The organism is Spirosoma knui, from assembly GCF_054780635.1.
In genome coordinates this window covers 15,266-38,680 of the sequence record NZ_BAAGVY010000008.1, presented here as the reverse complement: position 1 = coordinate 38,680, position 23,415 = coordinate 15,266, and the positions used below count along the sequence as shown (strand labels likewise).

Below are 23,415 nucleotides of genomic sequence, written 5' to 3'. Positions count from 1 at the left end.
CCGTACACCAATGAATATCGAAAACGCTCAGGTGCAGATGCGGAAGGGCATTCTGGAATTCTGCATCCTGCATATCATATCGCGGGGCGAGGTCTATGCCTCCGATATGCTAGACGAGCTAACCTCCGCCCGGATTATGGTTGTGGAAGGCACGCTTTATCCTCTGCTTACCCGTCTCAAAAATGCCGGCCTGCTTGACTACAAGTGGGTCGAGTCAACGTCCGGTCCCCCACGTAAATACTATATTCTGACGGAGCTTGGCCGCAACTCGCTGGATGCCCTCAACGAAACTTGGCAGGAATTGTCCGAATCCGTAAATTCCATCGTCACTCGGGTGAATCAGCACAAAAAGCCGACCAATGGCACAACCGCTGCGCCTACCACTGATTTCACGAACCCTTCAGCCAACGCTTAACCTATTCTCTTTTCCGATCGCCATGAAAAAGACCATAAGCATCAATATTAGTGGAGTCATCTTCCACATCGAAGAGGATGGCTACGACAAGCTCCGAAATTACCTGACGTCGGTTCAGCAGTACTTTTCGACCTACGAAGACAGTCAGGAGATCATTACCGACATCGAAAATCGCATTGCCGAAAAGCTGCTTAATAAGTTGAAAGTGGCCGAAAAACAAGCGGTTTCCCTGGAAGACGTGAACGAATTGGTAGCCGCTATGGGGACTGTCGACGACTTTGAAGCCGTTGAGGAAGAAGAAGTGCTTGTCGCTGGTGGGGGTCGTAACTCCGCCTTCGGCGAAGGGCAGGCAACAGGCGGTAAAAGCTTTACCAATCCGACGAATCCAGGTCAGGCGGCCGATCCATCGGCGCAATCACAGACGGCTGCGGCTTATCCGCGTCGGCTCGTTCGCGACCTGCAACGGAAGACGCTGGGTGGGGTAGCAGCCGGGCTGGCGCATTACTTCAATATGGACGTAGTGTGGGTACGGCTGATCTTTGTGTTCCTGTTTTTCGCCATGCCGCCTGTGGGTCATGAATTTGGCGCGGGTGTATCCGGCATTACATTGTTGCTTTACATTGCCATGTGGATTGCTCTGCCGGGCGTTAATTACATTGAAGAGGACAAAACGGTTAAGAAGTTCTTCCGGAATCCCGAAGATAAAGTGCTTGGGGGCGTAGCCTCGGGTATTGCCGCCTACTTTGGCGTTGATACGGGCATCATCCGCCTGTTGTTCGTGCTGGGCATCGTGTTCTTCGGCGTAGGCTTCTTGCTGTATATCGTATTGTGGATGATTGCGCCACAGGCCAATACGCTCACCGAAAAGATGGAGATGCAAGGTCGGCCCATTACGTTGTCGAACATTGAATCGAGCATCAAGCAGAACCTGAACATCAACGAATCGCCCAATAACGAAAGCACGCTGACGCGTATCCTGCTGTTTCCTTTTCGAGCCATTGCCACGATCATCGGCGGGCTGGGCAGCGCCCTGGGGCCCTTCTTAACCGGAGTTGTTTCCCTGATCCGGGTGTTGGCGGGGATTATGTTACTGGTCATGGGCTTTGCGTTTATGATTGCCTGTTTAGCGGTTCTGGTCGCTTTTCTTGGCTTTGAATCCGGGGCTCATTTAGGGAACTTACCCATTAGGATGATCCGTGACGACATCTCTCTGCCCATGATTCTGTCGGCGGGTGCCGTTGGTATTCTCCCCGCTTTTGGTCTGGCTATCTTGGGCGTGATGCTCATCACCACCCGTAACGTGCTAAGCAGCCGTACGGCCTTAACGCTGGCCGGGGTTTGGCTCGTAAGCCTAGTTATTTTTCTGGGAACGACCGCTCCGTTGATCAATAGTTTTCAGCGTCGGGGTACGGTTGAAGAAACAAAGGTCCTGAACGTACCGGCGGCTGTTGCCACCTTTGCCATCAACGATGTTGAAGATGAATATGATGACTGGGACATTCGGCCTTCCATTGAGCTAAAAGGCTACGAGGGTTCGACCCTTAACCTGGTTCAGCACTTCCGGGCGCAGGGTAGCAGCCGTGCCGAAGCGCAGGCCAACGCCCGTCAGCTTAAATACACCTACGCTACGAAAGACTCAACCATTCGCTTCAACAATCGGGTTGAGTTACTGCCGACAGCCCGCTTCCGGGCGCAGGATCTGGATATGGATCTGATGGTTCCCTACGAAAAGCCGTTCCGGATGACCAAAGACTTTGCGCTTTATGTTCGTAATGTGTTCGGCGAACGGGAGTTAGACCGGATGGAAGCCAGTATCTGGAAGTTTACCAGAGCCGATGGGCTGGTCTGCATCAATTACCCCCGCGAGAAAGATCGCGATGGTAACAGCGAAGACAACGACGTAACGGACCTGACCGACGACGTGCAAAATGCGGTAGCCAGCGAGCTGGGCGACGATTTTGATGACATTGGCGATCATACCCGGCAGTTCAACGTCAGCGAGTTCTCGAAAGTCGACGTTGGTGGCGCCTTCGTAGTGCGTTTCCGGAAAGGCACTACGTATAAGGTGGTGGCCGACGGCCGCGAGGAAGACCTTGATGATATCGACGTGAAAGTGAAAGGGAATACGCTGGACGTATCGGTCGACCGGAAAGGCTTGTTCGACTGGGGTAACCGCAACCGCGTGGGGCTGACCATTACCGTGCCGTCTATCGATGAACTGAAGCTATCGGGTGCCTCCAAGGCCAGTCTGGCCGGGTTTGGGAACTTCAACAAACTCGATGTGGAACTGAGTGGAGCGTGCCGGGCCGTCCTCGATGGGGAGGTAAACGATCTGGCGCTCGATTTGTCGGGAGCCTCAAATGCCCTGTTACGTGGCCATGCCCAGAAACTCGACGTTAACCTGAGCGGAGCCAGCAAGCTTGAAGCAACGGATATGCGGGTCGATCGGGCGTCGGTTGATGCCAGCGGAGCCAGTCACGCCAACTTAGGCCAGGTTGGATCGCTCGATTCCGAAACGTCAGGTGCCAGCAAAGTAACGCGCCAGTAAAACAATACGTATTTGATGTAAAGCCAGTGGGCTCCGAGGTAAACCCCGGAGCCCACTGGCTTTAAAGGTCTAGGGCATGACTTATTTGTTACGACAGCTAACCAGCGTAGTTTCCGGATTGGCTTGCTTGTCTTTGACGTATCGATCCATTTCGGCTTTATTACAAAACTCGGTTGTGGTTCGGCCCGCCCGAGATGGGTTTGTCGAGTAAACGTCACAAACGTAGCAGGAAGAGTTATTCTGGGTCTGTTGACAGGCCGTTAGAGCCAGCAAGCCAATGAAAATAGAAACGCGTTTCATACTCTATGAGGTTGTCTAGCCGCTAAATAAGCTTGTCGCCGAAACAACCTCAATCGTACTGATCACGCACTGTCTTAATCCGTCCCTGGATTGAGAAAAGAGAAGTATGAACGGGGTGTTAGGTTCCCATCAATTGGATGATTGTTGTTTCACATACCCTCGTCGTCGAAGCCTATAACACGTATTACGTCTTGTGAGCCGCCGTTTCTTCAACCCGGGCTTCATCCTTGGCCACTTCTTCGCGCTGGACTTTATTCTCGCGCTCGAATACCTGTATCAGTACGATGAAATAGGAGAGGAGAAGCGGGCCGATCACCAACCCCAGAATGCCAAAAATAGGTACGCCCAGCACAATACCGGCCAGCGTGATCAACGGGTGAATATCACCCATGCGTTTGGCCAGCATGATCCGCAGCAGGTTGTCGATATTGATAATCACAATAACGCCCACCACCAAAATGCCAATGCCCTGCCCGGTATCGCCCTGCGACAGCTTAATCAAACCCGCTGGGCCCCAGACAAGTGGGGTGCCGAGAATGGGAATAAATGCCAGAAAAAACCCCACAACGCCCCAGAATGGCGCATCGGGTACGCCGAAAATCCAGAGCGTAACGCCCGTCAGCACCCCCTGCACCAGACTGACCAGCGCCTGTCCCAGCACATTGGCGTTCACGTTGTTTTTCAGCGATTCGCCCAGCTCTTTCTGCGTATCCCGCTTGAACGGCAGGTATTTCTGGAGTCCCCGCTGAAAGGCATCCTGCTGCACAAACATGAAATACAGCGTGAAGAGCATTAAACCAATAATCACGATAAAATCAAGCGCACCGCCAGCCAGCGAAGGCAACAGCCGACTGGCATAGCTCGCTCCCTGCTGAACGATCTGGCGGACGTTCTGCGGACTCGTCACCTTAAATCCGGTCAGGTCTTCGGCTTTGTGAATCAGGTTGAGAATGTCATCAGCGTTCTGGCTGTAATACTGAATCCGGCCGATGAGCAGCAAGCTGAGGGTCAGAAACGGCAGAATAATAACGATGACCGAAAAAATGATCAGCAGCGTCGTCACTAGTGACCGGTTCCACTTTCGTTTGATGGCCAGGGCCGTGAACCAGGGTCGGAACACGACATATAGAATTCCGGCTCCCAGAAACGCCGAAGCGTAACCGCGCAGTCCGGCAATAATGAATCCTGCTATAACGATCAGGCTCGTAATTAGCAGAATGCGCTGTTGCTTGGGCGTGTATATGTTGGTCATGACGGTAAGCACTCGTGGAGGCACCGGTATATTTCGGCCCTCTCATTAGTGCTTAACACATCTTTATCCGCCAATTGTTTGAGATTCTTTCGCAATCAGCATTCCGTCGCACTCAGGGCCAGACCGGCCTCCGACGTTTCTTTGTATTTGGTCGACATATCCCGGCCGGTGGCTTTCATCACCTTGATCACTGCGTCGAGCGATATTTTCTGGAACGAAGCCGCCCCGGACGTAGCCAGCAGAAACGCATTGTACGCTTTTACGGCCCCCATCGCATTCCGTTCGATGCACGGAATCTGGACGAAGCCCCCAATGGGATCGCAGGTCATACCCAAATGATGCTCAATGGCGATTTCGGCGGCCGCTTCAATGGTGCCGATAGCCCCGACGGGCTGGCTACAGCGGGTCAAAAAAGCCGCGCCCATGGCCGAAGCCGTGCCAATCTCGCCCATACAGCCCATTTCGGCCCCCGAAATGCTGGCATTGTGCTTCACCAGAAAGCCCACGGCGGCCGCTGCCAGCATTCCCGAACGTAACGTTGCGCGGTCGTAATGAAAGTGATTACGGGCAAGATACGTCAGGCCCGGAATTACGCCCGATGCACCCGACGTAGGCGCGGTGACTACGATGCCTCCGGCGGCATTTTCTTCCGAAGCGGCCAGACAGTAGGCATTCAGAAAAATCAGGAAGCTGTCGGAACTGTTCGCCAGGCTCTTCGCCTGCTGATACAGCACCGGCGCTTTTCGACTCAATTTGATTGAACCCGGAAGCAACCCTTTTTGCCGGAGACCTCGCCGAACGGCCTTGTGCATGAAATCCAGCAGCTGATCGATCCGTTGGTGGACTTCAGTTCGACTTTTGCCGGTCAGGGCCATCTCATTCGCCAGCATCAACTGGTCGAGCGTCAATTGGTGGGTGGACAACTGCGCCTTCAGCTCGGTCATGGTGCTGTATGGATACGGCAACTGAACCGCTGCGGAGGGTGTTTCGGCTTCACCTTTCCGGATGATGAAGCCACCGCCAATCGAGTAGTATTCTTCGGAGAACAGTACCTCATCACCGGCGCTTAGTTGCAACACCATCGTGTTGGCGTAGGGCGAGTCGTAGCGTTTTCGCTGAAAGTGAATATGCTGAGAGCCAACCGATATGGTGCGATCGCCAACGGGCACCGGATACGTAACGGCCGGGTCTTTCAGCAGCGCCAGCAAGGCATCGGGGTCAGTCGTTTCGGGTTGCCATCCGAGCAGACCCGCCACAACGGCGCGGTCGGTACCGTGCCCTTTGCCGGTTGCACTGAGCGAACCGTATAAATGGATATGAATGGCGTCTGCCTGCTGAACCAGATCGGGTGGGAGGCTGGCGAGCCGCTGCCGAAAGTCATAAGCGGCCTTCATGGGGCCAATGGTATGCGAACTCGACGGACCCGGCCCGACCTTGAACAGGTCGAAAACAGACGTAGTAATTGGATTCGTAACAGTCATGTTGATGAAGAATATCCGTGAAGGGTTTTGGCAATATACAACCGATAACGTGTCAGTCAGCAGGCAATCTCCTGTCGCCCGACATGCTATCGGTTGGGTGTTTCTACGATAAAATGCAATGATAATGGCTTAGCGTCTGTCGAGTGCCCGAATCTGATTCAAATACTCCGTGGGTAACAGGATTCGCTGGATGGCCGAGCGTAGCTTCAGCGCATTCAGCACTTTATACAAACCAATGGAGTAGGATAGGGCAGGCTTTTGGGGTAAATCCAGCAGGCGACTAACTTCCGTTGGCACCAGAATAGCCTGTGACTGACGAAGTAAATCGTATCGCCAGCCACCCAGTTGCTCCCGGTACCGCTGGAACAGTTTGTCGGTGTAGGCACTCCGGACCAGATCACGCTTCAGGTGCGCCTGCCGGTCCGTCTGCCAGTCGTCGAACGTAGTGGGTAAATTCGGTATACCCATGCCCGCACCTACCGCCCGAAACGTATCGAAAACTTCCTGACGCTCGACCGGGGTGAGCGGACGGTGCAGGGTTTCGTAAGCGCGCTGCGAGTAATCGATCAGCATGTACAGCACATCCCGGTAGGCCCAGTCGGGGATCTGGTACCCGCGTTTCTGTTCAACCCCGCCGTGAATGGCGCTCATGCGGGCAATGGCCTGACGGGCGCTGGCTTCGGACGCAAACACGATTTCTTGCGCGTATCGTACCGTCGAAAACAAGCGCGCGATGGGGTCGGCGGGCAGCTTGCCCGTAAAGAACAGCCAGTCTACGGCCCGGTTCAAGGCAAACTCAGCCGCTGAACCGGCAAAAATCAGTAGAATTACGTCGGCATCTCCCCAAATCTGGCGGACAATGGAATCGGGCCGGACAAAATAGGGTTTTGGGCGTTCACTCGTCGTCATCGGGTGGGCGTAAGGTTATCTTCTTACGTAACAACGATAAACCGCAATAAATAACCCGTCGCTGACTAATTTTTTAGATGGCCAGCACCACAAATTCGACCCGCCGGTTTTTTCGTTTGTTTTCCTCCGAATCGTTCGGAGCCGCCGGTCGCTTATCGCCGTAGCCGTTGTAGCGCAGACGATTTTCTGAGATACCGTTGCGGATCAGGTACGTAGTGATCACCTTCGCCCGGTTCTCGGACAACAACTGATTGAGCCGCCGATCGCCAACGTTGTCAGTATGCCCCGCAATCTCAATGACCAGTTTCGGGGTAGTTGCCAGCGTTTTGATCAGCTTGTTTAGTTGCGGATACGACTCATTCCGTAATACGTAGCTGCTTTGGTCGAAATACACGTTATCGAGTCGAAAGGACTGATTTACCTGTAAGTTTCGGAACACGCTGTCGGCTTTGGGGTCTTCTTTTTCCAGCCGCACGATGTATTCATAATCCGCGCAGGTATCGCAGGAAACAACCATTATCTCTTCACTCTCGTAATAGCCGCTTCGTTTCGTCACCACCGTCAGCGTATCGGTGCGGTTAAGGACGAACGTAAACGGTTTGTTCAGCAGACTCTTACCGGCAAACTTTTTGGCCGCCAGCTTCGCTTCAACGCTGAACTCGGCGGAGACCTCGGCCGAGGTCTGATCGTCAACCGCTTTTAGCGAAAACACCGTATGCTGCGTTTTTGCCATTGGTTTTACGGTCTGACCGTATATGGTAGGCATATAAAGCAGTAAAAAGAAAAGAAAAAGCCTTGCGCGCATGGGTAAAACGAATCGAATGGGTTAGGATGACCGCTGCAAAAAAAATGCCGGTTTCCGCCCCCAGTTGCTGGACGAGCGCAGATCGAGCCGGACAAATGGAAACTCGGTTTACTACCAGGCGTAGCTGACGTTTGTTAGTTTTGCGCCCGGCTGCGAAAAATACGTACCAGTGGCCATAAGCAACCGTTTTTAAGACATTCGGGTTGAAGAATAGGCGATATGATGAAAATCCTGATTATTGAAGACGAGGTTAAAACAGTTCAGAGCATCCGGCAGGGGCTGGAAGAACACCAGTGGGAGGTCGACGTAGCGTATGACGGAACGATGGGGTTTCAACTGGCCACCCGATCTTCGTACGCGTTGATTATATCCGATATTATTTTGCCCGGCATCCACGGCCTGGAACTTTGCCGGAAGCTCCGCGAAGCCGGCGTATCGACCCCGATTCTACTGTTAACAGCCCTGGGTACCACCGACGACAAGATTGTGGGGCTCGACGCCGGGGCCGACGATTACCTGGCCAAACCGTTCGAATTCGGTGAACTGATGGCGCGGGTGCGGGCGCTGACGCGCCGGAACAGCAGTGTGACGCTTACTGCCAATCTGCTCAAAATAGCCGATCTGGAACTTGACCCGTACACGAAAAAGGTCGTGCGGGCGGGCAAGGAGATCTCGCTGACGGCTAAGGAGTTTCAGTTGCTCGAATACTTTCTGCGCCATCAGGGCCGGGTCATTTCCAAGGTTGAACTGGCCGAAAAGCTCTGGGACCTGACGTTTGATACCGGAACTAATGTTATTGAAGTGTACATCAATTTCCTGCGTAAAAAAATTGACAAGGATTTCGAGCCCAAATTGCTACACACCCAGATCGGCATGGGCTATGTCGTAAAATTGTTGTAATGATCAACATCCGTACCCGGCTCACCTACCAGTTTGCCCTGCTGGTCACCTTAATCCTGGTTCTGTTTTCGCTCGGGGTTTATTTTTTCAGTAAGCTATACGTTGAAAAACGGTTTTTCAAGCGCCTGGAAGATCGTGCCGTTACCACGACAACGCTTTTGTTCGATCTGAAGCAGACGGACAGCACCGTGTTGCGATTGATTGACGCGGGCAATAAAGAGCCCCTGCTAAATGAACATATTTCGGTTTACAACGAGAAAAGTAAGGCGTTTCTGTTCTCGACCAACCCCGCCAACGCGCCTTTCCATCAGCAGTTTATTCCGCAGCTCGATTCGGCCGCGCAGACCCTGTACCTAACCCGAAGCGACTACCAGATTGTTGCGATTCAGTTGGCACGAGGGAGCGGCAGTAACTGGGTCATCGTCAGCGGGATCGATCAGGTGGGGCATGATGCGCTCAGTGATCTGAAAAAGATTTTGATCGTGATGATTCTGGCGGCTATCCTGCTGCTCGGCGTTTCGGGCTGGCTGTTTGCGGATCAGGCCCTGGCACCCATGTCGGGGATTGTGCAGCAGGTAAACACGATTTTTCCGGCAAATGTGCAGAAGCGGGTGCAGCATCCGAACCGTTCCGACGAAATTGGTGTGCTCGTCGCTACGTTCAACCAACTGCTCGATCGCATTGAACAGGCCCTGAACACCCAGAAAATGTTTATCGCCAACGTATCGCACGAGTTGAAGAACCCGCTGACCAAGATCAATTCGCAGATTGACGTCGCCCTCATTCAACCTCGTAACCCGGATGTATACGAGCGAACCCTGCGCTCGTTGCGGGAAGATACCCGGACGCTGACCCAGCTCACCAACACCCTGTTGGAACTGGCCAATACGTCTATTCAAACCAAAAACATGCCTTTTGAGCCCGTCAGGATGGATGAGCTGCTCTGGGAAACGAAAACCCAGTTGCAGGAATGGAACGAAACGTATCAGATCCGACTCACATTCACCGATTTTCCTGATGATGAAGACGCTTTGATCACGCGGGGAAACCGGGCGGCATTGAAGGTCGTGCTCATGAATCTGATCGACAATGCCTGTAAATTTTCGCCCGCCCGAACGGCTACAGTTGACTTTCGGGCGAAAGAAGGAACGATTCATGTTGTCGTGTTCAACGAAGGGAGCCAGATTCCCGAAGCGGATCTGCCCCACATTTTTCAGCCCTTCTTTCGGAGTAATGCCACGGCTCAGTCGAGCAAAGGGCACGGGGTTGGGCTTGCGGTGGTGGCGCAGGTGACTCAGCTGCACGGGGGCGACATAGTCGTTCAGTCTACTTCCGCAGGGACCACCTTTACGTTAACCTTGTCGAGCGAAAGCTCATTTTAAGCTAAATTTAAAGTCAGGTTAAGTCCCCCTTAAGTTCATTATCGTTGTTTTGCGGAACCACCACTTGTAAACGAAATGATAGAAGCCAATGTGACAACTAGTAAGCAGGGCATATTGAGCATGACAATCGGGGCGCTGGTGGGTATACTGGCCTTGTTGTCGTACCTGTTTATTGGCTCACGTAATGAAACCCTGGAAGTGCAGAAGCTGCTGACGGCGAAAGTTGAGCAGTTCGCAACGACCCAGGCGAAGCTCGATTCCATTTCGGGCGTGCTGGACGAGAAAATCGTTGAAGTACGGAAGCTCGGCGGCAGCATCACAGAGCTGGAACGCATCAAGCGACAACTGGAGAGTGACAAAAAGAAACTCAAATACGACCTTACTTTTTCCATTCAGCAGTACGACTTCAAGATCAGGGATTATACCAATTTCCTGACGAAGAGCGAAGCGGATATCCGCAAGCTTAGCGCCGAAAACGGTTCGCTGCTGAGCCGCACCCGGGCGCTTGAAGCAGAGAAGAAAACGATTCTAACCGAAAACGAAGGGTTAAAGAACGAGCGGGCCGCACTGGCCCAGGCCGTGGTCGACTACTCGCTGCAGAATGCTGACCTGAAAACAAAGGTGACGCTGGCTTCGGCCATGAAAGCGGTTAATGTGGAAGTTACCGCCCTGGCACCGAACGGCAAAGAACGGCGCGGGGGCACCTACAAAGCCTCGCGGATCGACCGGCTGAAAATCAATTTCATCATGCCCTCGAATCCGGTGGCGCAGAAAAACAACAAAGATATTTACGTACGCATCCTCGACGCCAACGGGGCGGTGATCAGCGATACCGGCATTGGCGGGGTTCTGCTGATTGACGGACGCGAAATCGGCTACAGTACGCACCAGACGGTGCCTTTCGAGAATAATGACCAGCGGGTGGAAATCTTCTTCCGCCGGGACGCCCAGTACAAGCCGGGGTCCTATCTGGTTGAACTGTATGCCGAAGGCTTCCAGATTGGCGGGGGCAGCTTCGAGGTTAAATAAGCGGTTCGTTCCGCTCAACCCATCCACTACTTATGCTGAGTTATAAAAAGCTGAAGAAGGCGGTATGCCCTGTGAGTCAGGCTGTACTGAACGGATTCGTGGTCGGCATCCGGCTCACGATTCAGAAGTACCGGCGGTTTCCGGTTGCCTACACCGCCCTCGGCTATCTGTTTTTCACGATGGCGTTTTGTTACTACCCCGTTAATGGGCATTGGCTGACCGGCTTTGTGATGATGACCCTGCCACTGGCCATGATTTTTGGACTGGCAGCCTGTGTGTATTTGTTTTATCAGCAGCAGCGGATGGTGGCCATGGCCGGGCTGATTTGGGTGCTGTTTGCGGTTGTGGTGGTGAAACGGTTGGTGGGCAGGCACGCGGGCGAACTTGACGTCAGTCAGGCACCCACGCTGAATGTACTTAGTTTTAATAGTGAAACCTTTCCGGTCAGCGCTCAGGCCCATTTCGATGCGGCTCAGCTCAAAGCCGATATTGCCTGCTTCCAGGAATATTCCCCTAACCCGGCTCTCGAAAGCCAGTACAGAGCTAAAGTGCAAAAGCTAACCTGCTTCGATCGAAACCGCGAAATCGGGCTGGCTCTCTTCTCGAACTACCCCATTGTCAGGCAGTATGGCCGGATCTGGAATCGGCCGAATGCCCCAAATATTAACGGATTTCTCTGCGCAGATATCGCTTACGGGGCCGATACGATCCGGATCGTCAATGTGCATTTATGGTCGATGGGCGTCCGGACGAACCAGGTGCTGGACGCGATAAAATCGGGGCAGGCTGGCCGGTTTGCGGTCGAGTTGGTTGATACGTTCCGGCGGTTGAAAGAAGGGTTTCAGTACCGGTCTGAACAGCTCCAGGAAGTGGAATCCTACGTAGCGGGCAGCCGGTATCCGGTCATCATCTGCGGTGATTTTAACGAGACCCCCGTTGGGTATTCGTACGGAAAGCTGAGCCAGAATTTTAAAAATGCGTTCGAAGAAGCGGGGCAGGGGCTGGGGTTCACATTGAACCGTCATCCGTACTGCGTCAGGATCGATCAGCAGTTTTTCAGCGCTGACTGGCACATCAAAACCTGCCAGACCTTGTCCGGCGTTTCATTCTCCGATCACTTTCCGGTCGTGGCGCAGTACGTGCTAAAAAAGGTCTTGAATGAGTCCCCGGTGACCCTGGCGCAGAATAAACTACCCGCTCAGCTGACCGCTCCGAACTAACAGCATGATAATAAAACCGAAAGTTAAAGGGCTGTTCAGCAGGGAATTACTGGGGAGCTTTATGTCTTCGCCTACACGTGCGCTGAATTCTGAGCAACCCGGTACTTTACGATCCTGGCGATTAAACCCAGTGGCATAGGCTGGTCGATGGGAAACTGAACGGAGCCCTTTCCGCCTTTATAATGCGCCAACTCTTCTTTAAACGCGTCTATGGCCGTGGGAATCGAATAAAATCCGATATGGTGTTTGAAAGCCGCGAAATGAACCAAATTACCGTTCAGGGTGAATGTGGGCATGGCGTAGCTAATGGTTTCGGCTGCGTCCGGCGCTGCGTTCCGAATACACGCCCGAACCTGCTGCAACAGCGCCTGAATGTCGGGGGAGAAACCCGCAATGTATTCGTCGATGGTAGTAGGTTTTGTTGAGATCATCTGAAAATGAGTTAGGTAAAAGAAGGGCGTAGTGGCCTACAGACGTACTGCTACGGCTGATGAGACTGTAAGGATACGAATATACCCTGGCGTAACGTATTGTGAATTTCGGCGACCGTATCGACGTAATGAATAAGGTCCTGAACGTCGTCTTCCGGGCAGTCAGACTGAATCTTGACGGTATAGCTGATGCGGGAAGCGGGCTCACCCTCCTGACCAAACTCACCCGTCACCGTTACGTCCACCGACTCGATGGGCATGTTCCGTCGCGCAGCCTCCCGGTACACATCATTGCAGAAACAAGTCGCCAGCGACAGAAACAGCAGTTCCCCGCCATTGATCGATGACCCATGCCCAACGGCTTTCGCTGGGATCGTTATGCGCTTTGCGTTGCCATTCGTTTCGACTGTTACGTCGTTTTCCCCCAGACTATTTTGAACTGTAGCAGTTACAATCATTCGTCTATCCGTTGTAATCATTAAAAGCTGTACTGGATTGACTTTTACTTAGGTAAGATGCTGTTAATCAGTAATACTACGTACGGGTTGGCTTTGCTGGCCCTATTAATGATAAGCGAACTGCCGATGCCTGATCAAAAAAAATCTAGTTAAGCTGTGATTCTACAGGCCTTCGGACGAATAATTGGTAACTACGCTGCTGATCGGTCATACCCCCGACTGGAAAGGCCGCAACAGGCAATTAGCGAACGAACCCTTAATCCGTATTCCCTTGGCTAAACAGGACCAGTTTCTTTCGGTCATAGATCTGAATAAGGGCATCATCTATAAAGTTGCCCAGGCCTACTGCAAAAACGCGGAAGATCGGAAAGATTTGATTCAGGAAATCATGGTGCAGTTGTGGCAATCGTTCGACCGCTATAACGAACAGTTCAGGTACTCAACCTGGATCTACCGGATTGCGCTGAACGTAGCGATATCCTTTTATCGGAAGGATACGCGCCGGAAGACGATTGCCGGGCCAATCCCACCCGGTGATCTGCTTGAGTTACATACGGATGAATCCGACGATACGGAAAGCGACATCAGCCTCTTGCAAAAATTCCTGGGCGAGCTTAAGGAGCTGGACAAGGCCTTGATGCTGCTGTATCTAGAGGGAAAAAGTTACCAGCAGATCGCCGAGATTCTGGGCCTTTCTTCGTCGAACGTAGCCACGAAACTAGGACGGATTAAGGAACAGCTAAAACGTAAATTCTTCGCTTTAAAACCACAATAGACATGGAAGACAACGACATGCGCATGCTCTGGAAATCATATGACAAGCGGCTGGAAGAAAGCCTGACACTGAACCGCCGGAATGCGGAGGCCATAACCCGTATGCAGGTTCGGTCGCTGATCGCATCGATGAAGCCCACCAAGATGCTGGCGGTATTGGTGGGTCTGGTCTGGGTTGCGTTGGTAGATGGGTTGCTGATCGTACTCCCCGCCACGGCCAGCCCGTTTTTTCTGGTATCGGCTGGTATTCAGGTTTTGCTGACCAAATTGGCCATTGGTATCTACCTGTATCAACTGGTGCTGATTCATCAGGTCGACAGTCATCAGCCGGTTCTTGTTACCCAGGAAAAGATTGCCCGCCTGAAATCATCAACGATTTGGGTTGCCCGCTTTCTGTTGCTTCAACTGCCGGTGTGGACCACGTTTTACTGGAGTGAACGCATGTTCGAAACTGGCACTCCATTCGTGCTGCTCATTCAGGTTCTAGTAACGGGTGGGTTTACGTACCTGGCCGTCTGGCTTTTCTATAACATCCGGTACGAAAACCGCCATAAAAAATGGTTCGGGTGGCTTTTCGGCGGAAACGAATGGAGCCCAATGATGAAGTCGATGGATCTGTTGAACCAGGTGAACGACTATAAACAAGAGATGTGGTAGATCTCGTTAACCTGTAATTCCTTACTGCCCCTGTTCGCTACGTAGCCTCAGCACAGGAAACGAGCCGTTAAAAATGAATTGCCTGCTACGTTGGATTGAGATTTTATGAGCCAAAAAACGCCAATTCGGCCAACAAGCCGACTGATCTGAAGTTTACTCTGTATGCAAGCCGCTACGATAACCTCACCTCGCAACAAAGTAGACTCGTATGAGTCGCCGGACTTTTACTGTCTCGATGATCTGCTCACCGCCGAGCATAAACTCGTTCGGTCGGCCGTACGTGATTTTGTGAAGCGCGAGATCACGCCCATTGTGGAAGACTACGCCCAGCAGGCTGAGTTTCCCCGGCACCTTGTTCCTAAATTCGGTCAGATTGGCGTGTTTGGCGCTACGGTCCCGACGGAATACGGTGGGGGAGGTCTCGACCAGATTTCGTACGGGCTGATGACGCAGGAAATCGAGCGGGGCGATTCGGGCCTGCGTTCCTGCGTGTCGGTGCAGAGTTCGCTGGTGATGTACCCCATCTTGGCCTTCGGCACGGAAGAGCAGAAGCGAAAATACCTGCCCCGTCTGGCCAAGGGCGAACTTCTGGGCTGCTTCGGCCTGACCGAGCCAAACCACGGCTCCGACCCCGGAAGCATGGAAACCAACTTCATCGAACGAAGCGATTATTACCTGCTCAACGGTTCCAAGCTTTGGATTACTAACGCGCCGGTCGCCGACATCGCCATTGTGTGGGCTAAAAACGACCAGGGAAAAATTCGTGGGTTGATTGTTGAACGCGGTATGGAAGGATTTTCCACGCCCGAAATCACTAACAAATGGTCGTTACGGGCGAGTGCAACGGGTGAGCTGGTGTTTCAGGATGTTCGGGTGCCCAAAGAAAATCTGCTGCCCGATGCCTTGGGGCTGAAAAGTGCGTTGAAGTGCCTCGACCAGGCCCGGTACGGAATCAGCTGGGGGGCTTTGGGTGCGGCTATGGAATGTTACGAAGTAGCCCGGCGCTACGCCCTGGAACGGATTCAGTTCAACAAACCGATTGCCAGTTTTCAGCTGGTGCAAAAAAAGCTGGCCGAAATGCTGACCGACATTACGCAGGCGCAACTGCTTTGCTGGCGACTGGGTATGCTCAAGAACGAAGATAAAGCCACGAATGCGCAGATTTCGCTGGCCAAGCGGAACAATGTCGAGATGGCGTTACGTATCGCCCGCGAAGCTCGTCAGATTCTGGCCGGGATGGGCATCACCGGCGATTATCCCGTCATGCGTCATCTGATGAATCTTGAATCGGTGAGCACCTATGAAGGTACTCACGACATTCATCTGCTGATACTCGGCGCTGAAATCACTGGCATTCCAGCCTATAAGTAATGCCGATAACGGGCGATTCTGCGTCTAACTCTGCTCAACTTCTGTCGGCGCGTAGGTGACTATATCAATTCCGACGCCGTTCGGGTCGATGAGGCTGAAATGGCGGTCGCCCCACGGCTCATTACGTATTTCCAGGGTGATCGGAACGCCTAGCGCCCGAATGCGGTCATATTCCTGATCTACGTTGGGCACCTCAATGGTTAAATAGATGCCTTTTCCAGCGAAGGCTGGTTGAAACAAGGGCTGTTGGGTTGGGTGGTCTGGTAAAAGAAAACTGAGTTCTGCCTGATGGTCTGGCGTGTGAAGTAAGACGTAAAACTCGTTCTCGAACGTAATACCAAAGCCTAAAACGTCGCAGTAGAACTGTTTACTCTCGGTCAAACGGCTGGTTATGATGCCTGCATTCAGTTTCATAAGCGATAAGAAAGTTAGTCGAGTGGAGCGGGTAGTTCGCAGGTGAGGGTGACGGTTGCCTGGCGGTTTGTTACGCCCATCCATTCGCCCTGACCAACCAGGTTCGTAAAGTCTCCGGTGCCGCTGCCGGGCACAATGGTTAGCTGCCCCGTGGCAGTGCCGTACTCATATGTACCAACGCCCTGGACAACGAAACTGCCGGAACGATCACCGATTTGGCCGATAACGCGGTCGGTACTGACGAAGCTGCTCGAGCCGTCACTGTGGTACGTAATAAGATATTCGGCCCAGCTCTCGCCGTTAAGGTCACCTTCGAGCCGGCTACGTACCGATGCCCGGACAAGCGCTGGGCCCCCAATTATTTCGTCGTACGGAACCTCCTGCCAGCTTTCGATGATACGTAGTACATGGATCAATTGCTTGGTCGGGGTCGGCTGAGCGGAAACCTGGGTAGGCATGACCTTGATCGGTTAATAGGGAACTATATCCGAAAGGTCGACGCTGGCCGTGACAACAGTATGTCAGCAGAGGAAAGGAAAAATTCCCGAATCGGGGCTCGAGCTTAGGGCAGAACCGATGGCTCCAGCAAATAATGGTCACGCAGCTCTTCTGTGAGGTTCTGCACCAGGCCAATGAGCATGTCGGGCTGCTCGATCGTTACCGTTTTGCCATACATAAGCAACCACCGGGCCAGCCCCTGAATATAGGGAGTCAGAAAGTTCATGCGGACGTAATCGCCCGTTATCTCTTCGCTCTGAAACCCGTAGTGAACCCGTTGCTGCTGTATGTAGGGACATACTTTTTTCTCAAAAACAACTGTTACCGCGATCGACGGCATATCGTTCCCCATTCGGTCGAGGTACTGTTGTAGCGTCAGGCGTTCGTGACGCGCAAATCGCTGGCCGGTGTTAACGAGTTCGCGAATGCGGTCGATCCGAAAGTCGCGGTAATCCTGTCGGGTGTGGCAGAAGGCAATCAGGTGCCAGGCCATGCCGTAGTGGTAGAGGCCAATAGGCTCAACATCACGCTGGGTTTCGGCCTCACTGTAGGCCGAATAGTAGTGAAGGCGCATCACCTGATGCTGCCCGATAGCATGTTGAATATCTTTCAGTAAACTGTTCGCGTACACCGGTTGCCCAGCCGGTGCCGATACGTCCATATTGGGAGCCAGATCGTCCAGATATTCCTGGTCCGTTCGTTTTAAGACCGACTTTATTTTGAACAAAGCCGACTCAAATTCGAGCCGTACGGACTCGTCGGCCCACTTTTCGATGAGTTTCCCCCCCAGCAGCAACGCACTGGCTTCGGTGTTCGTAAACATGACTGGGGGCAGGTGATAGTCGGTCAGGAAGTAGCCGACGCCCGCTTCAGCACCAATCGGCACCCCGGCGGTTTCGAGCGACCGAACGTCGCGGTAGACCGTGCGCAGGCTGATGCCAAACCGATCGGCAAGCTCCTGAGCCCGAACCACACGTTTGGTTTGCAGGTGAATCAGAATGGCGGTCAGGCGATCAAGGCGGTTCATAATGGGACGGGACAATTTTAGGACGAAAATAAACCGGATCGATGAACAAGTCGGCCTGTTTTGGGGTAAAGTCTTTACACAATCCGAAAACCGTATGAATCTGGCTGACGCACCCGTTACCGACAATCCGCATAAGCACCGCTTTGAATTAAAAACCGGCGATAAACTCTCCGTGGTCGAATACCAGCACGTCGATGTTGAAACGCTGGCCTTAACCCATACCGAGGTAGACCCGAGCCTTGAAGGTCAGGGCGTTGGGTCGCATCTGGTCAAGGGCGTATTGGAATATGCCGAACGGAACGCGTTGAAAATCGTCCCGCTTTGTCCGTTTGTGTCAGTGTATCTCAAACGCCACCCCGACTGGAATCGGGTGGTGTCAACAGCCTACAACGTCGATGATTTTTAAACAAGGGTAATAGTCCGGCAGTGGCTAATCCGGCGCGGAAAGATCGGTACGTTGCCCGGATTCAGCGGTCGGCTCGTCGCGTAATGTAGAGGTTTCGAACAGGGTGAATTGCATGCCCGCCGGGTCTTGCAGGCGTTGCACCCGGCTCCAGGGGGCCTGTGTTACGTCGGCCAGCTTTATAGCACCGGCTTGAACCAGTTCCTCACCCGCGCTTGCGATGGCGTCGCCAACCTTGAAGGCCAACCGCACCGGCCCCGCGACTCGTCGGCCCACTTCAATCTCATCGATGGTAGCCGCGTGGCGGCTATCAATCAATTCCAGCGAAGCCCGACCGGCGTCCAGAATAATGCCCTTTCCGGTTGGTTCGTCCCACTCTTTTGACGTGTCCAGCCCCAGGGCATCCCGATAAAAGGTCAGGATTTTATCCAGGTTCTCGACCGTCAGAATAATTCGCAGTTCTGTTGATTTCATGGGTTTAGGCGTTGATTGCTAAGGGTAGTGGGGCGTTCCGTTTGCCAGTATAGAAAGGAATGTAAGGTCAGCGTTTGGCAGCCGCGTGCTTTTCCAGCAGTCTCAGCGTGTGTTCGAGCGATTGGGTATCGCCCCAGCTCTCGTGACCCGGTACCACCACGTTTGCCGTGCCAAATTCCTTTATCACGCGCCGAACGGAGTTTCCCCATTCGTTGAGGTTTGCATCGGCTACATTTCCCATGCCGAAAGCTGCTACGCTCTTCACAAAACAGCCCCCGTGTAAAATCCGCTGATTGGGCAGCCAGACAACAATATTGTCGCTGGTATGGCCTTCGCCCGGAAAATAACAACGGATCGGTACGTCGCCAATGGTGAATGTAGTGTCGGCCGGCAGGATACCATCGGGGGCCTGGTAGCCTAACGTAACGGACTTCCGGGCGGTCAACGGCGTACTGACAACCCGTATGCCCGCTTTACGAAGCTCGCTGATGCCACCTACCCGGTCTTCGTGGGCATGCGTGACGATACAAAGCCGAACGGGCTGATGCAGACTATCGGCAACCCATTGCAGCAGCTGCCGGGTATTATCAGTATTGCCATCGCTATCCCAGCCCGTATCGACCAGCACGACACCCTCCTTAGTCCTAATGATCAGTCCGTTCGAGGGAACTGCCGTTTGCTGATAGATGCCATACGTAACATGCACCCATACCTGATCCGTAAGCGGGGTAACGGTCAGTTTAGGTTTAGGGGCAGGCTGGGCATGAGAAATCCCGTACCCAAAGAAGCAGATAATGAAAACAATCAGGAAGCGCATGATAAGGAGATAGACAATGATCCGTTCGTGGCTCAATAAAGACGAACCGAGTGATAATCCGCAATTAGAGTAAGGCAAACGTTACTTCAAACACAATCGTCTTGTACACCAAATGAACCATCATCGTATGCAGGAACGTGAACAGCAAACCTTTACCAATTGAAATCCACCACTTTTCCCGAAATACATTATAGAATATACGGGACGTATACAGCCAGAACACAACAGCCAGTATGCTACTGACGATACGTTCGTCGGATTGCCAATGAACCAGCCTGAGAAATGAAACAAACAAAATCGGAAAAAGCAGATATAAAGCAAGCAGATAGAAGCTATTGATTTCGGTGGCTAAGATAAAGTTGTCGAACAGCCATCTTTTCTTATAAAAGTACAGCAGATAAATAATGGGTACCGACAGAGGAATCAGCAGGAATAGTAATAGTTTGGATGTACTCTGTGATTTCTGATGAAATTTTTCGGTTAACTGTTCTTCGGTTATCGCATCGGTTTTTAATTTCGTTTCGATCTGCTTTGTGATAAATCGCCCGGATACGTCGAGTCGTTTATAGTATTTCATATCCATATTCAGGCCGGAAAACAGCGGGAAAATAAGGTACACGACAACAATGAGCAGGTAAAACGAAATAGGTTTATAGTATTTCAGACGAATACCATTGCTATAGTCCGTTGCTAATCGGCCCGGACGGAAAAATATCGCTTTAAGCGTAGTGAAAAACTTTCCTTCGAAATGAGTTATAAAATGGAATGGCTCTTCCAGGAGGTGCTTTATTGATTTGTCTTTATCTGTATACCTTTTTTGCCCACAATTGTAGCAAAAACGACCTTCAAAATTGGTTGCGCAGTTGGTACAGGTTGTCATTGTCTGAAGCTTCCAGTGACGTTATCGTATCGTAGTAAACAAATCGGTGGTACCCAAAATAGCAACAAGCTGCAGAGTAGCCCCCTATGGTATCAGGCAAAAATTATCCATCAGGCGTTCGTTCTTTAGTTCGTGAAGCAGCCAGTGCCTAACGGATGATGTGAGCACACAAGATAAACAAACCAGCGTAATACGCTTTCGGTAACCAGAATTTTTGTACGTATTGCAACTCATTGTCCAGGTCGCGTTGACACTCAGCTTTTTACTTCCGGCTTCTGGAACTGAGTTCTTTCTTTATTTCCTTCAAACTATTGGCGTTTACGAGTACAATGGGTAGCAGAGCGAACGGAATGATGATAAAGGCGTTAAATCCCCGCTTGAGGGTGAACGCAATCCCAATAATCAGCAATACGAGCAGCGCTCCAATGAGCACACCTACCAATATTTTTATCGACTTCTCAAGTTGAAGCAGGGCGTCGTTATTCATGTCCTTCAATCTGGTGCTCTTCATCGGATTCGTGTAAGTCAGAAGTAAAGTTTGCAAGCTAATTCATTTAGCTGGTCACCGTTGGCTATAAATTTCCGTATTTTCTCAACTCAGAAGGTCAATTTGCTACACCAAACCCGAAAATACAAACCTGACTTACCAACCTCAGGCCTCTACCATTGTTAGCTGACTTTCAATCAATGATGATACAGGGGACGATAGGCTAGCCATTAGCGGTTTATAGGATTCAGCGGCCGCCATTCATGGGTTGAACTGGTGTTGGGGACGACCGTTGGGTCATTCGCCCCCACATTATTTTCTGTTCATTGATCCAGTGGTGTGTTGATACGTAGTAGGTGGTTCGATATAAAACATTCGATTTCGTTCTAACTTGTTACGTAACTGTATTTAGCTGACGGCCAGGTAAGAAGCTCATTGGTAGGCGGCTTTCCAGAAAAAGTGAGATTGTTGAACTTACCGCAACGTTTTTTCCCTGTTTATACGTTATGTGAAAAAGATGTAGCTACATCAATTATGGAAATTGGCATCACCACCTTCGTAGAGAACACGCCTGATCTGGCTACGGGCAAACTGCTTAGCCCACACCAGCGGATGATGAACCTGATGGAAGAGATCGAACTGGCCGATCAGCTCGGTCTTGACGTTTTTTCGATCGGCGAACATCACCGCCCTGATTTCATTGTCTCATCGCCGGCGGTTGTTTTAGCGGCCGCAGCGGTCAAAACCAAACGGATTCGGTTATCCAGTGCCGTAACCGTGCTAAGTTCCGACGATCCGGTTCGGGTGTTCCAGGATTTTGCTCATGTCGATCTGCTGTCGAAAGGCCGGGCTGAGATCATGGCGGGCCGGGGCTCGTTCATTGAGTCGTTTCCGCTGTTTGGTAACGACCTCCAGGACTATAACACCCTGTTCGCCGAGAAGCTGGACTTATTGACCAAGTTAAATAAAAGTGAGAAAATAACCTGGCAGGGGCATCACCGGCCTTCTATCGATAATCGGGGTGTTTATCCAAGGCCGTATCAGCCGGAATTGCCCATCTGGGTAGCCGTAGGCGGAACACCGGAGTCGGTCGTTCGGGCCGCTAGTTACGGGTTGCCAATGGCGCTGGCGATCATCGGCGGTATGCCCGAACGATTTGTTCCATTCACGAACCTGTATAAAGACAGCTGGGTTAAAGCAGGCCATGAACCGGCTAAACTTCAACTGGGTATCAACTCGCACGGCTACATTGCCGATAATTCGCAGCGGGCGGCCGATGAGTTTTACGGCCCATACGCCTACCTAATGAGTCAGATTGGCCGGGAGCGGGGCTGGTCGGCGATGTCCCGGGGGCAGTACGATCTCATGCGTTCGCCGGAAGGGTCGTTGCTCGTCGGTAGTCCGCAGCAGGTTATTGAGAAGATTCTCTGGGAGTATGAATTATTCGGCAATACCCGCTTTCTGTTTCACATCAGTGTGGGTACGTTACCTCATGCGAACGTACTGCACGCCATCGAACTGCTGGGGACTGTAGTAGCTCCGGCCGTTAAAAAAGCCGTTGGAAGCGTTGCCCCGGTAGTACAGTAGGTGGGCGTCAGCAGTGGTCTTAAAAAAACAGGCGGCCTTGTGGCCGCCTGTTGCATTATTCATTCAGGTGTATTCAATAAGCACTTATTAATGCTTGTCGTTCGTGCCCGCTGCTGCCAGTAGCTCCCGGTACGTAGAGTTTGGTAGTCCGGCTACCTCGCCAATAACGATGACGGCGGGATTGCCTACCCCCGCGGCTTCGACCTGCTCCACAATCGTTGACACCCGTCCGAGCACAACCCGTTCGTCGGCGGTGGTCCCGTTCTGGATAATGGCCGCAGGTGTATCGGCTTTCCCGACCTGAGCGAAGAGCGTCGTTATCTCCGTCAGCTTATGCATCCCCATCAGGATCACGACAGTCGCCGATGATTGAGCGGCCAGTTGTAAGTCCTTCGATAGTTGACCGGCTTTCGTTGTCCCCGTCACCACCCAGAAGCTTTCCGAAACGCCCCGCGAGGTAAGTGGTATGCCCGCCGAGGCCGGCACGGCGTAACTGCTTGATATGCCCGGAATAACGATGGTTTCAATGCCGTACTGCCGCGCGTATTCCTGCTCTTCGTAGCCGCGGCCGAACACAAACGAGTCGCCCCCTTTCAGCCGCACCACATGCCCGTACTGTTGGGCGTAGTGCACAATGAGCGGATTGATGTCTTCCTGCATGCAGGAATAGGCACCCCGGCGCTTTCCTACGTATACTTTCAGGGCCTCGGGACGGCAATAGTCCAGCAGTTCGGGCGCAACCAGCGCATCGTACATGACGACGTCAGCCTGTTGCAGGGCCCGAATTCCTTTAACTGTGATCAGGTCCGGATCTCCCGGACCGGCCCCTACGAGCGTAAGTTTCATTCGTTAATGAGAGAAAAAAGGAACGAGTGAGACTTTAGATGACAAACCAC

26 protein-coding genes are annotated in these 23,415 nt (G+C 52.3%); 11 read left to right on the top strand and 15 right to left on the bottom strand.

Annotated elements, in window-relative coordinates:
* Positions 1-10 precede the first annotated feature (10 nt).
* On the top strand, positions 11-415 hold the full coding sequence (locus ACYVIY_RS16890; RefSeq protein ID WP_460977553.1) for a PadR family transcriptional regulator: 405 nt from the start codon (positions 11-13) through the stop codon (positions 413-415).
* Between the two features lie 22 nt (positions 416-437).
* Positions 438-2,963 carry a PspC domain-containing protein gene (locus ACYVIY_RS16885; RefSeq protein WP_460977552.1) on the top strand — a complete coding sequence of 842 codons (2,526 nt, stop codon included), beginning with the start codon at positions 438-440 and terminating at the stop codon, positions 2,961-2,963.
* Between the two features lie 81 nt (positions 2,964-3,044).
* Here ACYVIY_RS16885 and ACYVIY_RS16880 read toward each other — a convergent pair whose 3' ends face one another.
* The 5 genes from ACYVIY_RS16880 to ACYVIY_RS16860 all read right to left on the bottom strand — a co-directional run bounded on the left by ACYVIY_RS16880 (position 3,045) and on the right by ACYVIY_RS16860 (position 7,671).
* Positions 3,045-3,263: a hypothetical protein gene (locus ACYVIY_RS16880; protein WP_460977551.1), complete on the bottom strand. Its 219-nt coding sequence runs from the start codon at positions 3,261-3,263 to the stop codon at positions 3,045-3,047.
* A gap of 184 nt (positions 3,264-3,447) precedes the next feature.
* The gene (locus ACYVIY_RS16875; RefSeq protein ID WP_460977550.1) at positions 3,448-4,515 is read right to left on the bottom strand and encodes an AI-2E family transporter; all 1,068 of its coding nucleotides are present in this window, start codon (positions 4,513-4,515) and stop codon (positions 3,448-3,450) included.
* 95 nt (positions 4,516-4,610) lie between these two features.
* On the bottom strand, positions 4,611-5,996 hold the full coding sequence (locus tag ACYVIY_RS16870) for an L-serine ammonia-lyase (RefSeq protein WP_460977549.1): 1,386 nt from the start codon (positions 5,994-5,996) through the stop codon (positions 4,611-4,613).
* Positions 5,997-6,125: 129 nt separating this feature from the next.
* Positions 6,126-6,905 carry an oxygenase MpaB family protein gene (locus ACYVIY_RS16865; protein WP_460977548.1) on the bottom strand — a complete coding sequence of 260 codons (780 nt, stop codon included), beginning with the start codon at positions 6,903-6,905 and terminating at the stop codon, positions 6,126-6,128.
* 73 nt (positions 6,906-6,978) lie between these two features.
* Positions 6,979-7,671: an OmpA family protein gene (locus ACYVIY_RS16860; RefSeq protein WP_460977547.1), complete on the bottom strand. Its 693-nt coding sequence runs from the start codon at positions 7,669-7,671 to the stop codon at positions 6,979-6,981.
* A 261-nt stretch (positions 7,672-7,932) separates the two neighbouring features.
* On the opposite strand from ACYVIY_RS16860, the gene ACYVIY_RS16855 reads away from it, so the two are divergent.
* The 4 genes from ACYVIY_RS16855 (at position 7,933) to ACYVIY_RS16840 (ending at position 12,241) form a co-directional block, all read left to right on the top strand.
* On the top strand, positions 7,933-8,610 hold the full coding sequence (locus tag ACYVIY_RS16855) for a response regulator (RefSeq protein WP_460977786.1): 678 nt from the start codon (positions 7,933-7,935) through the stop codon (positions 8,608-8,610).
* Entirely contained in the window at positions 8,610-9,992 is a 1,383-nt protein-coding gene (locus tag ACYVIY_RS16850) for a sensor histidine kinase (RefSeq protein ID WP_460977546.1), read from the top strand. The genes ACYVIY_RS16855 and ACYVIY_RS16850 overlap by 1 nt, the downstream gene beginning before the upstream one ends.
* A gap of 75 nt (positions 9,993-10,067) precedes the next feature.
* Positions 10,068-11,021: a hypothetical protein gene (locus tag ACYVIY_RS16845; protein WP_460977545.1), complete on the top strand. Its 954-nt coding sequence runs from the start codon at positions 10,068-10,070 to the stop codon at positions 11,019-11,021.
* Between the two features lie 32 nt (positions 11,022-11,053).
* The gene (locus tag ACYVIY_RS16840; protein WP_460977544.1) at positions 11,054-12,241 is read left to right on the top strand and encodes an endonuclease/exonuclease/phosphatase family protein; all 1,188 of its coding nucleotides are present in this window, start codon (positions 11,054-11,056) and stop codon (positions 12,239-12,241) included.
* Positions 12,242-12,312: 71 nt separating this feature from the next.
* On the opposite strand, the gene ACYVIY_RS16835 is transcribed toward ACYVIY_RS16840, so the two are convergent.
* Entirely contained in the window at positions 12,313-12,672 is a 360-nt protein-coding gene (locus ACYVIY_RS16835) for an iron chaperone (RefSeq protein WP_460977543.1), read from the bottom strand.
* A 50-nt stretch (positions 12,673-12,722) separates the two neighbouring features.
* Positions 12,723-13,130 (bottom strand): OsmC family protein, encoded by a 408-nt coding sequence (locus ACYVIY_RS16830; RefSeq protein WP_460977542.1) that lies wholly within the window; start codon positions 13,128-13,130, stop codon positions 12,723-12,725.
* Positions 13,131-13,401: 271 nt separating this feature from the next.
* On the opposite strand from ACYVIY_RS16830, the gene ACYVIY_RS16825 reads away from it, so the two are divergent.
* The 3 genes from ACYVIY_RS16825 to ACYVIY_RS16815 all read left to right on the top strand — a co-directional run bounded on the left by ACYVIY_RS16825 (position 13,402) and on the right by ACYVIY_RS16815 (position 15,932).
* Positions 13,402-13,905, top strand: coding sequence for an RNA polymerase sigma factor (locus ACYVIY_RS16825; protein WP_460977541.1), 504 nt, complete (start codon positions 13,402-13,404; stop codon positions 13,903-13,905).
* Positions 13,906-13,907: 2 nt separating this feature from the next.
* Positions 13,908-14,561 (top strand): hypothetical protein, encoded by a 654-nt coding sequence (locus ACYVIY_RS16820; RefSeq protein ID WP_460977540.1) that lies wholly within the window; start codon positions 13,908-13,910, stop codon positions 14,559-14,561.
* A 162-nt stretch (positions 14,562-14,723) separates the two neighbouring features.
* A complete protein-coding gene (locus ACYVIY_RS16815) occupies positions 14,724-15,932 on the top strand; it encodes an acyl-CoA dehydrogenase family protein (RefSeq protein WP_460977539.1) in 1,209 nt (402 codons plus the stop codon).
* Positions 15,933-15,956: 24 nt separating this feature from the next.
* Here ACYVIY_RS16815 and ACYVIY_RS16810 read toward each other — a convergent pair whose 3' ends face one another.
* The 3 genes from ACYVIY_RS16810 to ACYVIY_RS16800 all read right to left on the bottom strand — a co-directional run bounded on the left by ACYVIY_RS16810 (position 15,957) and on the right by ACYVIY_RS16800 (position 17,871).
* A complete protein-coding gene (locus ACYVIY_RS16810) occupies positions 15,957-16,346 on the bottom strand; it encodes a VOC family protein (protein WP_460977538.1) in 390 nt (129 codons plus the stop codon).
* Positions 16,347-16,360: 14 nt separating this feature from the next.
* On the bottom strand, positions 16,361-16,804 hold the full coding sequence (locus ACYVIY_RS16805) for a DUF3224 domain-containing protein (protein ID WP_460977537.1): 444 nt from the start codon (positions 16,802-16,804) through the stop codon (positions 16,361-16,363).
* A gap of 104 nt (positions 16,805-16,908) precedes the next feature.
* Positions 16,909-17,871 (bottom strand): helix-turn-helix transcriptional regulator, encoded by a 963-nt coding sequence (locus ACYVIY_RS16800; protein ID WP_460977536.1) that lies wholly within the window; start codon positions 17,869-17,871, stop codon positions 16,909-16,911.
* Positions 17,872-17,965: 94 nt separating this feature from the next.
* On the opposite strand from ACYVIY_RS16800, the gene ACYVIY_RS16795 reads away from it, so the two are divergent.
* A complete protein-coding gene (locus ACYVIY_RS16795; protein ID WP_460977535.1) occupies positions 17,966-18,277 on the top strand; it encodes a GNAT family N-acetyltransferase in 312 nt (103 codons plus the stop codon).
* Between the two features lie 24 nt (positions 18,278-18,301).
* Here the strand turns inward: ACYVIY_RS16795 and ACYVIY_RS16790 are convergent, their stop codons facing one another.
* From ACYVIY_RS16790 to ACYVIY_RS16775, 4 genes are all read right to left on the bottom strand, one after another.
* The gene (locus ACYVIY_RS16790) at positions 18,302-18,748 is read right to left on the bottom strand and encodes a VOC family protein (protein ID WP_460977534.1); all 447 of its coding nucleotides are present in this window, start codon (positions 18,746-18,748) and stop codon (positions 18,302-18,304) included.
* A gap of 67 nt (positions 18,749-18,815) precedes the next feature.
* Positions 18,816-19,643: a subclass B1 metallo-beta-lactamase gene (gene bla / locus ACYVIY_RS16785; protein WP_460977533.1), complete on the bottom strand. Its 828-nt coding sequence runs from the start codon at positions 19,641-19,643 to the stop codon at positions 18,816-18,818.
* A complete protein-coding gene (locus ACYVIY_RS16780; RefSeq protein ID WP_460977532.1) occupies positions 19,630-20,445 on the bottom strand; it encodes a DUF3667 domain-containing protein in 816 nt (271 codons plus the stop codon). Before ACYVIY_RS16780 ends, bla begins: the two co-directional genes overlap by 14 nt.
* Before the next feature lie 262 nt (positions 20,446-20,707).
* On the bottom strand, positions 20,708-20,956 hold the full coding sequence (locus tag ACYVIY_RS16775; RefSeq protein ID WP_460977531.1) for a redox-active disulfide protein 2: 249 nt from the start codon (positions 20,954-20,956) through the stop codon (positions 20,708-20,710).
* A 510-nt stretch (positions 20,957-21,466) separates the two neighbouring features.
* Between ACYVIY_RS16775 and ACYVIY_RS16770 the strand changes: the two genes are divergently transcribed.
* Positions 21,467-22,519 (top strand): LLM class flavin-dependent oxidoreductase, encoded by a 1,053-nt coding sequence (locus ACYVIY_RS16770; protein ID WP_460977530.1) that lies wholly within the window; start codon positions 21,467-21,469, stop codon positions 22,517-22,519.
* 87 nt (positions 22,520-22,606) lie between these two features.
* On the opposite strand, the gene cobA is transcribed toward ACYVIY_RS16770, so the two are convergent.
* Positions 22,607-23,365 carry a uroporphyrinogen-III C-methyltransferase gene (gene cobA / locus ACYVIY_RS16765; protein WP_460977529.1) on the bottom strand — a complete coding sequence of 253 codons (759 nt, stop codon included), beginning with the start codon at positions 23,363-23,365 and terminating at the stop codon, positions 22,607-22,609.
* Positions 23,366-23,415: the final 50 nt, after the last annotated feature.

What these genes read in the sequence shown, in the direction of transcription:
- ACYVIY_RS16890 (WP_460977553.1), top strand. Translation starts at nt 11, where the DNA reads ATGAATATCGAAAACGCTCAGGTGCAGATGCGGAAGGGCATTCTGGAA.
- ACYVIY_RS16885 (WP_460977552.1), top strand. Translation starts at nt 438, where the DNA reads ATGAAAAAGACCATAAGCATCAATATTAGTGGAGTCATCTTCCACATC.
- ACYVIY_RS16880 (WP_460977551.1), bottom strand. Translation starts at nt 3,263, where the DNA reads ATGAAACGCGTTTCTATTTTCATTGGCTTGCTGGCTCTAACGGCCTGT.
- ACYVIY_RS16875 (WP_460977550.1), bottom strand. Translation starts at nt 4,515, where the DNA reads ATGACCAACATATACACGCCCAAGCAACAGCGCATTCTGCTAATTACG.
- ACYVIY_RS16870 (WP_460977549.1), bottom strand. Translation starts at nt 5,996, where the DNA reads ATGACTGTTACGAATCCAATTACTACGTCTGTTTTCGACCTGTTCAAG.
- ACYVIY_RS16865 (WP_460977548.1), bottom strand. Translation starts at nt 6,905, where the DNA reads ATGACGACGAGTGAACGCCCAAAACCCTATTTTGTCCGGCCCGATTCC.
- ACYVIY_RS16860 (WP_460977547.1), bottom strand. Translation starts at nt 7,671, where the DNA reads ATGCCTACCATATACGGTCAGACCGTAAAACCAATGGCAAAAACGCAG.
- ACYVIY_RS16855 (WP_460977786.1), top strand. Translation starts at nt 7,933, where the DNA reads ATGAAAATCCTGATTATTGAAGACGAGGTTAAAACAGTTCAGAGCATC.
- ACYVIY_RS16850 (WP_460977546.1), top strand. Translation starts at nt 8,610, where the DNA reads ATGATCAACATCCGTACCCGGCTCACCTACCAGTTTGCCCTGCTGGTC.
- ACYVIY_RS16845 (WP_460977545.1), top strand. Translation starts at nt 10,068, where the DNA reads ATGATAGAAGCCAATGTGACAACTAGTAAGCAGGGCATATTGAGCATG.
- ACYVIY_RS16840 (WP_460977544.1), top strand. Translation starts at nt 11,054, where the DNA reads ATGCTGAGTTATAAAAAGCTGAAGAAGGCGGTATGCCCTGTGAGTCAG.
- ACYVIY_RS16835 (WP_460977543.1), bottom strand. Translation starts at nt 12,672, where the DNA reads ATGATCTCAACAAAACCTACTACCATCGACGAATACATTGCGGGTTTC.
- ACYVIY_RS16830 (WP_460977542.1), bottom strand. Translation starts at nt 13,130, where the DNA reads ATGATTGTAACTGCTACAGTTCAAAATAGTCTGGGGGAAAACGACGTA.
- ACYVIY_RS16820 (WP_460977540.1), top strand. Translation starts at nt 13,908, where the DNA reads ATGGAAGACAACGACATGCGCATGCTCTGGAAATCATATGACAAGCGG.
- ACYVIY_RS16815 (WP_460977539.1), top strand. Translation starts at nt 14,724, where the DNA reads ATGCAAGCCGCTACGATAACCTCACCTCGCAACAAAGTAGACTCGTAT.
- ACYVIY_RS16810 (WP_460977538.1), bottom strand. Translation starts at nt 16,346, where the DNA reads ATGAAACTGAATGCAGGCATCATAACCAGCCGTTTGACCGAGAGTAAA.
- ACYVIY_RS16805 (WP_460977537.1), bottom strand. Translation starts at nt 16,804, where the DNA reads ATGCCTACCCAGGTTTCCGCTCAGCCGACCCCGACCAAGCAATTGATC.
- ACYVIY_RS16800 (WP_460977536.1), bottom strand. Translation starts at nt 17,871, where the DNA reads ATGAACCGCCTTGATCGCCTGACCGCCATTCTGATTCACCTGCAAACC.
- ACYVIY_RS16795 (WP_460977535.1), top strand. Translation starts at nt 17,966, where the DNA reads ATGAATCTGGCTGACGCACCCGTTACCGACAATCCGCATAAGCACCGC.
- ACYVIY_RS16790 (WP_460977534.1), bottom strand. Translation starts at nt 18,748, where the DNA reads ATGAAATCAACAGAACTGCGAATTATTCTGACGGTCGAGAACCTGGAT.
- ACYVIY_RS16780 (WP_460977532.1), bottom strand. Translation starts at nt 20,445, where the DNA reads ATGACAACCTGTACCAACTGCGCAACCAATTTTGAAGGTCGTTTTTGC.
- ACYVIY_RS16775 (WP_460977531.1), bottom strand. Translation starts at nt 20,956, where the DNA reads ATGAAGAGCACCAGATTGAAGGACATGAATAACGACGCCCTGCTTCAA.
- ACYVIY_RS16770 (WP_460977530.1), top strand. Translation starts at nt 21,467, where the DNA reads ATGGAAATTGGCATCACCACCTTCGTAGAGAACACGCCTGATCTGGCT.
- cobA (WP_460977529.1), bottom strand. Translation starts at nt 23,365, where the DNA reads ATGAAACTTACGCTCGTAGGGGCCGGTCCGGGAGATCCGGACCTGATC.